Origin of the sequence: Microbispora catharanthi, assembly GCF_006334915.2 — a bacterium.
GTDB classification, from domain to species: domain Bacteria; phylum Actinomycetota; class Actinomycetes; order Streptosporangiales; family Streptosporangiaceae; genus Microbispora; species Microbispora catharanthi.
In genome coordinates this window covers 390,031-402,985 of record NZ_VDMA02000002.1, presented here as the reverse complement: position 1 = coordinate 402,985, position 12,955 = coordinate 390,031, and the positions used below count along the sequence as shown (strand labels likewise).

14 protein-coding genes are annotated in these 12,955 nt (G+C 73.2%); 9 read left to right on the top strand and 5 right to left on the bottom strand.

Translation table 11 applies throughout. The features are described 5' to 3' along the window. The first annotated feature begins 93 nt into the window (after nt 1-93). Together FH610_RS05025 and FH610_RS05020 are read left to right on the top strand one after the other, a co-directional pair. Nucleotides 94-1,236, top strand: a complete 1,143-nt coding sequence (locus FH610_RS05025) for a cellulose-binding domain-containing protein (protein ID WP_161627917.1) — start codon at nt 94-96, stop codon at nt 1,234-1,236. A 58-nt stretch (nt 1,237-1,294) separates the two neighbouring features. Next, nucleotides 1,295-2,590 (top strand): cytochrome P450, encoded by a 1,296-nt coding sequence (locus tag FH610_RS05020; protein WP_139573064.1) that lies wholly within the window; start codon nt 1,295-1,297, stop codon nt 2,588-2,590. Here the strand turns inward: FH610_RS05020 and FH610_RS05015 are convergent. Beyond that, on the bottom strand, nt 2,578-3,732 hold the full coding sequence (locus tag FH610_RS05015; protein WP_139573063.1) for an RtcB family protein: 1,155 nt from the start codon (nt 3,730-3,732) through the stop codon (nt 2,578-2,580). The genes FH610_RS05020 and FH610_RS05015 overlap by 13 nt on opposite strands. A gap of 116 nt (nt 3,733-3,848) precedes the next feature. Between FH610_RS05015 and FH610_RS05010 the strand changes: the two genes are divergently transcribed. Both FH610_RS05010 and FH610_RS05005 read left to right on the top strand, forming a co-directional pair. Continuing rightward, entirely contained in the window at nt 3,849-4,877 is a 1,029-nt protein-coding gene (locus FH610_RS05010) for an aminoglycoside phosphotransferase family protein (RefSeq protein WP_139573062.1), read from the top strand. Nucleotides 4,878-5,154: 277 nt separating this feature from the next. Next, entirely contained in the window at nt 5,155-5,589 is a 435-nt protein-coding gene (locus FH610_RS05005) for a hypothetical protein (protein WP_139573061.1), read from the top strand. Between the two features lie 98 nt (nt 5,590-5,687). Here the strand turns inward: FH610_RS05005 and FH610_RS05000 are convergent, their stop codons facing one another. Then, the gene (locus tag FH610_RS05000; RefSeq protein ID WP_139573060.1) at nt 5,688-6,017 is read right to left on the bottom strand and encodes a cupin domain-containing protein; all 330 of its coding nucleotides are present in this window, start codon (nt 6,015-6,017) and stop codon (nt 5,688-5,690) included. A 268-nt stretch (nt 6,018-6,285) separates the two neighbouring features. On the opposite strand from FH610_RS05000, the gene FH610_RS04995 reads away from it, so the two are divergent. The 4 genes from FH610_RS04995 (at nt 6,286) to FH610_RS04980 (ending at nt 8,900) form a co-directional block, all read left to right on the top strand. Next, nucleotides 6,286-6,708: a YjdF family protein gene (locus FH610_RS04995; RefSeq protein WP_205825558.1), complete on the top strand. Its 423-nt coding sequence runs from the start codon at nt 6,286-6,288 to the stop codon at nt 6,706-6,708. Nucleotides 6,709-6,939: 231 nt separating this feature from the next. Continuing rightward, complete coding sequence (gene moaA / locus FH610_RS04990; RefSeq protein ID WP_139573059.1) at nt 6,940-7,929, top strand: GTP 3',8-cyclase MoaA; 990 nt, start codon at nt 6,940-6,942, stop codon at nt 7,927-7,929. 66 nt (nt 7,930-7,995) lie between these two features. Further along, entirely contained in the window at nt 7,996-8,616 is a 621-nt protein-coding gene (mobA, locus tag FH610_RS04985) for a molybdenum cofactor guanylyltransferase (protein ID WP_205825557.1), read from the top strand. Nucleotides 8,617-8,627: 11 nt separating this feature from the next. After that, entirely contained in the window at nt 8,628-8,900 is a 273-nt protein-coding gene (locus FH610_RS04980) for a DUF6457 domain-containing protein (RefSeq protein WP_139573058.1), read from the top strand. Nucleotides 8,901-9,206: 306 nt separating this feature from the next. Here FH610_RS04980 and FH610_RS04975 read toward each other — a convergent pair whose 3' ends face one another. Continuing rightward, nucleotides 9,207-9,530, bottom strand: a complete 324-nt coding sequence (locus tag FH610_RS04975; protein ID WP_240808770.1) for a DUF3099 domain-containing protein — start codon at nt 9,528-9,530, stop codon at nt 9,207-9,209. 85 nt (nt 9,531-9,615) lie between these two features. On the opposite strand from FH610_RS04975, the gene FH610_RS04970 reads away from it, so the two are divergent. Further along, nucleotides 9,616-9,831 carry a dodecin gene (locus tag FH610_RS04970; RefSeq protein ID WP_139573056.1) on the top strand — a complete coding sequence of 72 codons (216 nt, stop codon included), beginning with the start codon at nt 9,616-9,618 and terminating at the stop codon, nt 9,829-9,831. A 248-nt stretch (nt 9,832-10,079) separates the two neighbouring features. Here the strand turns inward: FH610_RS04970 and FH610_RS04965 are convergent, their stop codons facing one another. Beyond that, complete coding sequence (locus FH610_RS04965) at nt 10,080-11,453, bottom strand: metallopeptidase TldD-related protein (RefSeq protein ID WP_139573237.1); 1,374 nt, start codon at nt 11,451-11,453, stop codon at nt 10,080-10,082. A 5-nt stretch (nt 11,454-11,458) separates the two neighbouring features. Continuing rightward, nucleotides 11,459-12,952: a TldD/PmbA family protein gene (locus FH610_RS04960; protein WP_139573055.1), complete on the bottom strand. Its 1,494-nt coding sequence runs from the start codon at nt 12,950-12,952 to the stop codon at nt 11,459-11,461. Nucleotides 12,953-12,955: the final 3 nt, after the last annotated feature.

Here is a 12,955-nt window from a genome sequence, read left to right as displayed (position 1 = left end):
CGGCACGGATGCGAGCAAGCTTGACGGGCCCGCGGCGCCGACCTGATGATCCGGGCGATGTCGTCGGCGGATCGTCGTTCCGGAGGGTGGCTCGTGTCCAGATTGTCGTGGCCGGCCGCGTGGACCGCGGCGGGCGCCGTCGCCGCCGCGCTGCTTGCGGCCAACATCGCCGCGCCGCCCGTCCTCGCGACGAGTGTGGTGTACGCGGCTTCGGCGTCCACCGGTGAACCCACGCCGCAGCCGAGCGGGTCCCCCGGGACGGACACCACGCCGCCCACGGCCCCGGGCGAGGTGCGGCCCTGCCCGCCGCCCCTGCCCACGGGCGGCACGCCCCAGGGCGTGGTCGGCCTGTGCTGGACGGCGTCCACCGACGACGTCGGCGTCACCGGCTACGAGGTCTACCGCCTCACGCCCGACGGTTTCGTGAAGGCGACCTCAACCACGTCCACGATTACCGTGATCACCGGCCTGACCATCGGCCGCACCTACACGTTCTACATCGTGGCCAAGGACGCCGCGGGCAACACCAGCAGGCCGACCGCGCCGTTCAGCACCGCGGCGGTCACCGGCATGTCCGTGTCGCCGAGCCCCGGCACCGGCGACACGACCCCGCCGACGAAGCCCGCCGGGATCCAGGCCGACTGCCTGCCCGACTTCAAGGGGACGTCGTTCTGCTGGACCCCGTCCACGGACGACGTCGGCGTCACGGGCTACGACGTCTACCGGCGCACCGACACCGCCTGGATCCCGGTGGGCACCGCCATCGGCACGCACTTCACCGAGGGCAACCTCGTCACCGGCCAGTCGTACGTCTACTTCATGGTGGCGCAGGACGCCGCGGGCAACCTCAGCCTGCCGTCCGACCTGATAACGGCCCGGGCGTCGGGAGGCTACCCGACGTACTCGCCGCCCCCGGTCAGTTGCAAGATCGAGTACACGGCGTGGTCGTGGAGCGGCGGCTTCTCGGCCACCGTGAAGATCATCAACCTTGGTCAGACGCCGATGAACAACTGGACGCTGCGCTTCGTCCTTCCCGACGCGGGACAGAAGGTCGCCAACGGCTGGTCGGCCGCCTGGTCGCAGTCCGGCAAGGACGTCACCGCCTCGGCCATGCCGTGGAACTCGGTGATCCAGGGCGGCGGGTCGCTGCAGATCGGCTTCAACGGCACCCTCACGGGCGCCAACCCCGATCCCACCGGCTTCACGCTGAACGGCGGCGTCTGCATCCGGGGCTGACCGCCGTACCGGCCCGGTGGGCCGTTTCCCCGGGGCGAATCGGGGCAGGCAGCACGATATGCCGCTGCTCGACACCACGCTGCTCCTGCTGCTCGAGGGCTACGCCTGGCTGCCGGCCCGCTGGCGGGAGACCCAGGGAGAGATGGTCCACACCCGGCTGATGGGCCAGCGCGCCGTCGTGCTGCGCGGGCCGGACGCCGTCCGCTTCTTCTACGACGACAACCACGTCCAGCGGGCTCCCGCGCTGCCCGAGCCGATCAAGAGCACGCTGTTCGGCCACGGCGCGGTGCACACGCTCGACCAGGCCGCGCACCGGGCGCGCAAGGGCATGTTCCTGTCGCTCATGACGCCGGAAAGCGTCGCCGCTCTGGTGGGCGAGACCACCGCGGCGTGGGACGCGGCGGTGGCGACGTGGCCGGACAGGGGACACGTCGTGCTCTTCGACGAGGCCGCCCGCGTCATCACCCGGGGGGCCTGCCGGTGGGCGGGCATCCCGCTCACCGAGGAGGAGACCGGGCCCCTCGCCGCCGACCTCGTCGCGCTGGTCGACGGCTTCGGGTCACCGGGCCCGCGGCACTGGCGGGCCCGCGCCGCCCGCAGGCGCCGCGAGGCGTGGCTGGCGGGACTGGTCGAGGACGTGCGCCGCGGGGCCGTGCGGGTGCCGGACGCCTCGGCGCTCGCCGTGGCCGCCCGCCACCGGGAGCCCGACGGGGAGCCGCTCGCGCCCCGGATCGCGGCGGTCGAACTGCTCAACCTGGTGCGCCCCACCGTCGCCGTGAGCTGGTTCCTCACGTTCGCCGCGCACGCGCTGCACTGCTGGCCGGTCACCCGGGTCCGCCTGGCCGAGGACGCCGACGGCACGTACGCCGAGGCGTTCGCGCACGAGGTGCGGCGCTTCTACCCCTTCGCGCCGTTCGTGGCGGGGAAGGCCGTCAAGGACCTCACCTGGAAGGGCGAGCCGATCCTGGCCGACTGGCTCGTGCTGCTCGACATCTGGGACCAGAACCACGATCCGGCGCTCTGGCCGAATCCGTGCGCGTTCGACCCGCGCCGCTTCGTCGGGCGTGAGGTCGGCCCGTACGACCTGATCCCGCAGGGCGGGGGCGACCCGGCTGCCGGCCACCGATGCCCGGGCGAGCCGGTCACCGTGGGCCTGCTGGAGGCTCTCGCGCCGCGGCTTGCCCGGCTGGACTACACCGTGCCGGAGCAGGACCTCACCATCTCGCCCTACCGGATCCCGGCCCGGGTGGCGAGCGGTCTCGTCCTGCGTCCGGCCGGCGCCCGTCCAGCCGGCGCAGCGCCCCGCGAGACCGTGGGGGCGGAACGGCGGCGCCCCTCCGTTCATCCCTTGTAGTTGAAGACCTGGCGCAGCGTGTGCCGGACCTCCACGAGGTCCTTCTGGTCCGCCATCACCTGGTCGATCGGCTTGTACGCCTCGGGGTGCTCGTCGACCAGGGCGGCGGCCCGGTCGGAGTTCCAGGTCCGGCCGCGCATCGCCTCCCTGAGCGAGGCCGGCGACAGCTCGCGCTTGGCCCGGCTCCTGGACATCCTGCGCCCCGCGCCGTGCGAGCAGGAGTTGTACGACAGCGGGTTGCCCCGCCCGCGCACGATGTAGGACCGGGTGCCCATCGAGCCCGGGATCACGCCCTCGTCTCCGGTGTCCGCCTTGATCGCGCCCTTACGGGTGATCCACAGCTCCTTGCCCTGATGGGTCTCCATCTGGGTGAAGTTGTGGTGGCAGTTGATCGTCCGGACCCGGGCGCCGGCGCCGACGACGCGGAACAGCGCCTCGCTCAGCACCCTGTCCATCCGCGCCCGCGACGCCATGGCGTAGCGCTGTGCCCACAGCATGTCCTCGATGTACGCCGTGAACTCCGGGGTGCCCTGGGTGAAGTAGGCCAGGTCGTAGTCCTCCATCCCGACACCCAGGCTCCGCATGAGCCGCTTCGCGCCGTTGATGTGCGCGGTGGCGAGCTGGTTGCCGATCCCGCGCGAGCCCGAGTGCAGCACGGTCCAGACCCGGTCGCGCTCGTCGAGGCAGACCTCCACGAAGTGGTTGCCCGAGCCGAGGGTGCCGAACTGGCAGGCCACGGTGTTCTCCTGCTTGGGCGTCAGGCCGGTGTGCGGCCGGCCCAGCTCGCCGAGCGCGCGGTCCACCGCGCGGTCGTCGTGCCCCTTGCCCACGCCCGCCGGGATGCGCCGCTCCACCAGCCGCATCAGCGGGTCGAGCGAGTCGGGCAGGTCGGCGGCCGTGAGCGTGGTCTCGGTCGCGACCATGCCGCAGCCGATGTCCACGCCGACGGCGGACGGGATGATCGCGCCCTCCGTGGGGATGACGGAGCCGACCGTCGCGCCGATGCCCACGTGCGCGTCCGGCATGAGCGCGACGTGACCGGGCACGAACGGCAGGCGCGCCGCCCGGGCGGCCTGGTCGATCGTCCCGTCGTCGATCTCGCTCGCCCAGGACAGCAGCTTCGGGGCGATGTGCTTCGGCATCGTGGTTCTCCTCCTCAATCGAGATCCACTGTGCCGGGGACCGGCGGGAATCCCAACCGAATATCGCGGCGGAAAGTCGTTTGCCGCCCTGCCCGCCCGCCGCCCATCATGCCGGGATGAGCGACGATTCCCGGGACCCCGGCTGTCGGGACGAGGAGGAGCGGCGTCGCCGCCCCGATGACGACGGCCCGCCCCCGCCCGCCGGCGGCGTACGGCTGCCGTGGGCCGCGGTGCCCGCGCACCTGCGGCTGGCCGTCGAGTTGCACCTCGGCGACCGCGTGACCGAGGCCGTCACCCAGCCGGGCGGATTCTCCCCGGGCGTGGCGGCCCGCCTGCGGCTCGCGGGTGGCGGCAGGGCCTTCGTCAAGGCGGTCGGGCCCGAGCCGAACCCGGTCAGCCCCGGCATCCACCGGGCAGAGGCCCGGGTGGCCGCGGCGTTGCCGGCCGCGGCGCCCGCGCCCCGGCTGCTCGCGTCGTTCGACGAGGACGGCTGGGTGGTCCTGCTGTTCGAGGACGTCGATGGCCGCACGCCGGCCCAGCCCTGGGTTCCGGCCGAGCTGGACCTCGTGCTCGGCGCGATGGCCGAGCTGGCCGAGTCGCTCACTCCCGCGCCCGTGGCCGTGCCGCCGGCCGCCGAGCGGCTCGCGGAGGAATACCGGGGATGGCGGCGCCTGGCGGCCGGCCCGGACGGCCTGGGCGTGGACGGATCCGACGCCGCGTGGGCCCGGCGGCACCTGGACCGGCTGGCGGAGCTGGAGGCGGCCTGGGGCCGGGCGGTGGAGGGCGACACGCTGGCCCACGCCGACCTCCGGGCCGACAACCTGCTGCTCACCGCGGACGGGCGCGTTCGCGTGGTGGATTGGCCCTGGGCGTGCCTGGCGGCGCCGTGGTTCGACCTGCTCGGGATGCTGCCGAGCGTGGCCATGCAGGGCGGGCCGCCGCCCGCCGAGGTCTTCGACGGTCACCCGGTCGCGGCGAAGGCGGACGGCGACGCGGTCACCGCGGTCCTGGCCGCCGTGACCGGTTTCTTCCTGCAGCGGGGAAGCCTCCCCCCGCCGCCGGGCCTGCCGACGCTCCGCGCGTTCCAGCTCGCGCAGGGCCGGGCGGCGCTGGCCTGGCTGCGGCGACGGACCGGCTGGAAGTGACGCCGGCGACCGCGCCGCGATCGGACCCGTGCCGGCGGTCCGGCTGACGAGCGCCACGGGGTCATGAGGGCGCCGGAGGGGCGGACAGAGGGCACGCGGAGGGGAAGACAGGGAGCCGCGATCTCCCGCTGGCACGTGACCCTGGATCGGGAACCGGGGGGCCCGCGTGGAACCCTGGGCGAGGGAGGGCGAGGGCGGACCGTGACCGGCGGGACGCCCACCTGAGCGCGGCCCCGCCCGCCCCCGCCGGTTTCGCGTGCGCGAGAGGAGAGCGAGAATGAACCCCGCCTCGGCCGCCGTGGGCGGCGCGGCCACCTTCGTCTGGCTCGGAATGGTGCTGGCGATCTCCTTCCTGGAGGCGCCGCTGAAGTTCCGCGCTCCGGGGGTGACGGTCCCGATCGGGCTCGGCATCGGCCGGCTCGTCTTCCGCGCGCTCAACGCCGCCGAGGCCGTGCTGGCGGTCGTCGTGATCGTGGCGGTCGCGACCGGATCGCCCGCCATTCCCGCGGTCGCGCTCACGGCGGTCGCCGCGGCCGTCCTGGTGATCCAGATCGCCGCCGTACGCCCGCCGCTCAACCGCAGGTCCGACCGCGTCCTGTCCGGCGAGGATCCGGCGCGGCACAGGTCGAGGGCGCACCTGTATTACGTGGCGCTGGAGCTCGTGAAGGTCCTGGCGCTGCTCGCCCTGGGCTGCGTCCTCCAGGCGGTGTAGCCGTTCCTTCCGCCCGCGGCCGCATCGAGCGAGGCGGGGGACCACCGGGGCCGGCGACCTGTCATGAGGACCTGCCAGAGGTCCCTGGACGGGCGCGATCAGGGGCGTTTGACGACGGTGAGCAGGACCGCGCTGTCCTCGACGGCGTCGAGCGCGTGGCGTGCGTCGGGGATGGCCAGCAGATCGCCGGACCGCCCCTCCCAGGTGGCGTCGCCGCTGCTCAGCCGTACATGACCGTGCAGCACCAGCAGGGTCGCCTCACCCGGGCTCTCGTGCTCGGCGAGGCCGGTCCCGGCGGTGAGGGCGAGCAGCGTCTGGCGCAGCGCGTGCTCGTGGCCGCCGTGCACGGTGTCGGCCGCGCGCCCGCTGGACGCGGCGGCGCGTTCGAGCAGTTCCCTGGCACGCATGTCGAGAGAGATCGGTTCCATGCCCATCAGTCTGCCCCGTGCTCCGTGCTGCGTCCCGGGAAGGCGATGGCCGTGGCGGGAGGCGGCCGTTAAGCTGGGCCGCGCACACGAAAACGCGGTCCCCGGTTGGTAGCCCGGGCACCCGCCGGCCCTGGTGCGAACTGGTGTGGAACCGGTGCCGGCGGTCTCGTATCCGCCTCTCGTGTCCCCTCGGGGAGCCTCGGAGGATGTCCGGTGTGCCGGAAAGCGGCTTCGCCAAGCCGCCTGTCGGCATACCTGTGGAGGCATCGTGATTTCCCTGTCCGTCTACTTCGAGAGCCCGTTCTGGGTGGGCGTCCTGGAGATCGTCGAGGACGGCGAACTCCGCGCGACCCGGTTCGTCCTCGGCGCGGAACCCACCGACCCCGAGCTGTACGAGTTCCTCATGCGGCACGGGGTCGCCCTGCTCGAACGCGCGGAGGCGGCCCCCGCCGTACCTGTGGGGGAGCGCGGGGAGCGGCGGGTCAATCCCAAGCGCGCGGCCAAGCTGGCCGCCCGTGCGGCGGCCCGGGTCACGCGGCGCGGCACGGCCGCTCAGGAGGCGCTGCGGCTCGAACTGGAGCGCACCAAGAGCCAGGCGCGCGTGAACCGGCGCGAGCGCGAGCGCGCGCTGGCCGAGCACCGCCGGGAGGTCGCCCACCGCAAGCGGATCGAGCGCCGCCGCGACCGGTGACCGCGCGCGGCGGTGGACACGCCGCCCGAGGTCCGCAGGCCGCCCGAGGTCCGCTCGCCGGTCGTGGCCGGGGGACGCGGAGCGGCCGACGGCGGCGCACCGTCGCGACCCCGTTCCGGGAACGGACCCGTTCCGTCCCGGGGTGAGGGAATCACGCCGGGGACACCGAGGTTGCCGTCATCGTGACGGCAGGGCTTAGGCTTGAGGCTCTCTGGGGTTGGAGGTCCTCTCGTGCTGGTTGACTCGTTCGGCCGGGTCGCGACCGATCTGAGGGTGTCGCTGACCGACCGGTGCAACCTACGGTGCGCGTACTGCATGCCACCCGAGGGCCTCGACTGGCTGCCCAAGCCCGAACTGCTCACCGGCGAGGAGATCGTCCGCCTGGTGACGGTCGGCGTGGAGCGGCTCGGCATCCGGGAGGTCCGCTTCACCGGTGGCGAGCCGTTGCTTCGGCGGGAACTCGCCGAGATCGTGGCCGCGACCACCGCGCTGCGCCCGCGTCCCCAGGTGTCGCTGACGACCAACGGTATCGGCCTGGCCCGCCTCGCGGAGCCGCTCGCGCGGGCCGGTCTCGACCGCGTCAACGTCTCGCTGGACACGCTCGACCGCGACGTGTTCGTCCGGCTGGCGCACCGCGACCGGCTGCGCGACGTGCTGGACGGGCTCGCCGCGGCGACGGCGGCGGGCCTCACGCCTGTCAAGGTCAACACGGTGCTGATGCGCGGCGTCAACGAGCACGAGGCCGCGCCGCTGCTGCGCTACTGCCTCGACCAGGGGTACGAGCTGCGTTTCATCGAGCAGATGCCGCTCGACGCCCAGCACGGCTGGCGCCGCGACGACATGATCACGGCCGACGAGATCCTCGGGCTGCTGAAGGACTCCTTCGACCTCACCGAGGACGACCCGCGCGAGCGGGGGAGCGCCCCCGCCGAGCTGTTCCTGGTGGACGGCGGTCCGCACCGGGTGGGCGTGATCGGCTCGGTCACCCGGCCGTTCTGCGGCGCCTGCGACCGCGTCCGGATCACCGCCGACGGCCAGGTCCGCAACTGCCTGTTCGCCACCGAGGAGTCCGACCTGCGTTCGGCGCTGCGCTCGGGCGCCTCGGACGATGAGCTGGTGGCGCGGTGGGTCGCGGCGGTGCGGGGGAAGAGGGCCGGGCACGGCATCGACGACCCAGCGTTCCTCCAACCGGCCCGCCCGATGTCGGCCATCGGCGGCTGACGGAGCCCCAAGAGAGCCGCAAGAGAGCCATCGAGAGAGCCACGAGAGAGAGTTCAGGGAGCACCCGTGCGTCCCCGTTCCGGAACCGGCGCCGGTGAGGCGGCTTCCCCGCCGCCGTACGACGCCGTGATCCTGGCGGGGGGCCGGGCCGAGCGGCTCGGCGGGGCGGACAAGCCGGGTGCGCTCGTCGGCGGGCTGCCCCTCGTCGAGCGGGTGGCGGCGGCGGTCCGCGACGCCCGCGCGGTGGTCGTGGTGGGCCCGCCCAGGGACATGCCGGGTGTGCTGTTCGCCCGTGAGGACCCGCCGGGCGGCGGGCCGGTGCCGGCGCTGCGCGCCGGACTCGCCGAGGTGACGTCCCCACTGGTCGTCCTGCTCGCCGCCGACCTGCCGTTCGTCGTCGCCGGCCACGTCAGGGCGCTCCTGGCGGCCGTGGAGGAGAACGGCGCGGGCGCGGTGCTCGTGGACGACGAGGGCCGCGAGCAGTGGCTGACCGGTGCCTGGCGGACGGCCGCGTTGCGGGCCGCGCTCGGCGCGTACGAGGGGCGGTCGCTGCGCGGGCTGCTCGGCCCGCTGGGGCCGGCGCTCGTGCGCCCGCCGGTGGCACCCGGGGAGACCCCGCCGTGGTTCGATTGCGACACCGTCGACGATCTCCGCGCGGCCCGCGAGCGGGCCCGAGGGCGCGGGTGAAGGGAGTGCGCGTGAACGTGTTGGAGGAATGGACGGCACTGGTCTGCCGCGAGCTCGGCATCGACCCCGCCCGGGTGGACCGGGCCGCGGTGCTCGACCTGACCAGGGATGTGGCGCACGGAGTGGCGCGGCCCGCCGCCCCGCTGACCGCCTACCTGGTGGGACTGGCGCAGGGGGCCGGCAGCGCGCCGCCGGATGTGGTGGAGCGGCTGTCCCGGATGGCCAAGGACTGGGCGGAGGCGACCGCGCAGACGCGCGCGGCCCCTGACACCCCCGACTCCTGACACCGGCTTCCACGGCCCCGGCGCGCCGCATAGAGGGGAAGGGCGGGCGCCGGGGGCCGCTCGGCGGAAGGGCCGTCCCTGCCGGGGACGACCGCGACGGCCGGTCCGTGAGACCTGTGCGAAGTCGAGACCTGTGCAAAGTGTCAGAAAAGGGCGACGCCGGGTGGTTACGGGGGCAAACCACCCGGCGCCGCTTCATCGGCGTTCCGACGGGGGCCCGGAACGCCGGCACCAGCGCTCCGACGGGGGACCAGAGCGCTTGGCTAAACTGTACACCTCCAACCCATGGGTTGCGTCAAGACTTTGTCACGACCCGATCTCGCGTCGATGGCGTGGTATCTCGTTTTGGTTAGGCGAGGTCAAGTCCGGGGGCGGGGGAGGCTCGTGACCTCTCTGATTGGCCCCGATAACGGCAAGGTATGGCAAAAGAACCGCCCCCGCGACGAACAGGGCCTTGACGGGCCAGGGGGCCGGCACAGCCACCGCGAGAATGAGGCACACGAGCCGGATGCCCATCTTGATGAGGTAACTGATCTCCCGCTTGCGCACGTCGTCGGACAGCGACGGCTGGGCGTCCGTCACCTGGTGAACGACCGGGCGGTCTTTTCGCAACCAGCGCCATGGATTCACGATTTCCACGGTAGACCCCGGGGATGGCGGGGGTGACTCCCGCACGGCGATACGATCACGCGACAGGCACAGGCAGGAGGACGTGATGTCGGACCGCACCTACCGGGTGACCGAGATAGTGGGCACCTCGGCCGAGAGCGTCGACCAGGCCATCCGCAACGGCGTCAGGCGAGCCGCTCAGACGCTGCGGCACCTGGACTGGTTCGAGGTGACCGAGGTGCGCGGGCACATCGTGGACGGCGAGGTGGCCCACTTCCAGGTCGGCATGAAAGTCGGCTTCCGTCTCGAGGACACCGAATAGGGCCTGGTGCTGTGACTGGGGACGGGCACCGTCCGCGGTCCGCAGAGCCGGTCGGATGGGCGGCTCATGTCCGAGCAGCCGGGGAGGCGCTCAGCCGCCACTGGAGCGCACCGGCCACGGTGGGCGTCACTCCCCGGGGGCCATGGCGCCTCCCGGCCGATGCCGATCAACCGGCGGGGAGGAGCCGGGGACATTCGACCGGCTCCGTGGGACCTCGGCGCGGTGACCGTTTCCGGTCACAGAACGGCTCAGCTGGCCTGGCTGACCGTCGACATGTTGAAGTCGGGCACCCGGACAGGCGGCATGACGGCGCGGGTGAACCAGTCGTTCCACTCGCGCGGCAGCGTCTGCTCGCTCGGGCCCACCTCGCTGAGGCGGCCGAGCAGGTCGACCGGCGACTCGTTGAACCGGAAGTTGTTGACCTCGCCCACGACCTCGCCGTTCTCGACCAGGTAGACGCCGTCCCTGGTCAGCCCGGTCAGGAGCAGCGACTGCGGGTCGACCTCGCGGATGTACCACAGGCAGGTCAGCAGCAGGCCCCGCTCGGTCGAGGCGATCATCTCCTCCAGCGAGCGGCCGTCCTCCGGGCCCGTCATGATCAGGTTGTCGATCTGCGGGGTGGTGGCGAGCCCGGTCAGCCCGGCGGAGTGCCGGGTCTGCACGAGGTTGGCCAGCGTGCCGTCGCTGATCCACTCGGTGTGGGCCAGGGGCAGGCCGTTGTCGAACACCGACTGCTCCCGGCTGGAGGAGTGCGCGACGACGAACGGCGCGCACTCGACGCCGGCCCGCGCCGGATCGCTGTGCAGCGAGATCGGCAGTGTCGAGAGCCGCTCGCCCACACGGGTGCCGCCGCCCGGCCGGGAGAACACCGTGCGGCCGTCGGCGGCGTCCCGCGCGCCGGCCGCCCAGTACAGGTAGATCATCAGGTCGGAGACCGCCGTCGGCGGCAGGAGCGTCTCATAGCGGCCCGGCTCCAGGCTGATCCGCCGCTTGGCCCAGTCGAGCCGCCGGGTGAGCGTCTCGTCCAGGGCGGCCACGTCCACGTCGGAGAAGTCGCGAGTGGCCACGCCCGTCCACGCGGAGCGCGTCATGTCCGCCGACTTGGCGTTCAGTTCGAGCCGCCCGGTCGGCTGGTCGTGACGCAGCCGCAGGCCCGTGGACGATCCGACGAACGTCGAGGTCACGCTGTGCTCGGCGAAGCCGTACAGCCTGCGTCCCGAGGCGTCGGCGGCGGCGAACGCCTCGCCGAGCGCGGGGGCGAAATCCCCGAACACGCCGATGGAGGTCGGCTCCACCGGGCGCTCCCAGCCCGCACCGGCGGTGCCCTCCACCAGAGGCCGGGCGTCCTCCGACGGCCGGGCCTCCCGCGCGGCGCGGTCCGCCGCGGCCACCACGTCGGCCAGCTGGTCGGCCCGTACGGCGGAGCGCGAGACGACCCCCACCCCGGCGCCCGCGACGGAGATCACGGTGATCTGGGACGAGCGCGCGACCCCGTTGGTCGTCAGCGTGTTGCCGGCGAAGCGCAGGTTGGCGGTCGAGCCCTCGTCCACGATGACGACGCAGCCGTCGGCCTCGCTCAGCGCGAGCGCCCGCTCCACCGTCTCCTGCGGTGTGGTCACCATGTCGGTCACTTCCCACCCTCCTGGGCAGTGTTGAGGATCCGCACGCCGCGGAACAGCGCCGCAGGGGCGCCGTGGCTCACCGGCGCGACCTGACCCGGCTGGCCCTTGCCGCAGTTGAAGGCGCCGCCGAGCACGTACGTCTCCGGGCCGCCGACGGCCTCCATGGAGCGCCAGAAGTCCGTCGTGGTCGCCTGGTAGGCCACGTCGCGCAGCTGACCGGCCAGGCGGCCGTTCTCGATGCGGTAGAACCGCTGGCCGGTGAACTGGAAGTTGTACCGCTGCATGTCGATCGACCAGCTCTTGTCGCCGACGACGTAGACGCCGCGCTCGACCCGCGAGATCAGCTCGTCGGTGGAGGGGCCGTCGGCCGCCGGCCGGAGCGACACGTTGGCCATCCGCTGGATCGGCACGTGCCCGGGGGAGTCGGCGAACGCGCAGCCGTTCGACCGACCGAGGCCCTTCAGCAGCGCCATCCGCCGGTCGAGCTGGTAGCCCACCAGCGTGCCCTCGCGGACGATGTCGAACGACTGGCCGGCCACGCCCTCGTCGTCCCAGCCGACGGTGGCCAGGCCGTGCTCGACCGTGCGGTCGCCCGTCACGTTCATCACAGGCGAGCCGTAGTGCAGGCTGCCGAGCTGGTCGAAGGTGGCGAAGGAGGTGCCGGCGTAGGCCGCCTCGTAGCCGAGCGCCCGGTCCAGCTCGGTCGCGTGGCCGATCGACTCGTGGATCGTCAGCCACAGGTTCGACGGGTCGATCACCAGGTCGTACGGCCCGGCCTCGACCGAGGGCGCCTTGAGCTTCTCGTCGAGCAGGTCGGGAATCTCGGCCAGCTCGGCGGGGAAGTCCCAGCCGGTGCCGGTCAGGTACTCGTACCCCCGGCCGACGGGCGGGGCCAGCGTGCGCATGTCGTCGAACCGGTCGCCGTCGGCCCGCATCGCGGTCAGGACGGGGTGCAGCCGCACGCGCTGCTGCGTGGTCACCGTGCCCGCCGTGTCGGCGTAGAACTTCTGCTCCTTGACCTGCATGAGCGAGGCCGAGACGTGGTCGACCCTGCCGAGCAGGCCGGACGACCACTCCGCGAGCAGCGCCGCCTTGTCCGGCAGCGGCACGTCGAACGGGTCGACCTTGTAGGCCGACACCCAGGTCACGTCGTCGTACACCGGCTCGGAGGCGAGCTCCACCGGCTCGCGGTTGATGGGCGCGCTGACCGCCGCCACCCGCACGGCCTCCTCGGCGGCCCGGGCCGCCGCCTCCGGGGTCAGCTCGATCCCGGAGGCGAAGCCCCATGTGCCGTCCTTGATCACCCGTACGGCGAAGCCCAGGTCGTCGGCGTCCGAGGACCCCTCGAGCCGGGCGTCGAACAGGCGCAGCGTCTCGGCGCGCACGCGTTCGAGCCGGAACGAGGCGTGCTCGGCTCCCAGGTCACGGGCGCGCTGCAGGGCCGCGTCCGCCAGCCGCCGCAGTGGCAGGGCGAGGAAGTCGGGGTCGATCTGGCGCATGTC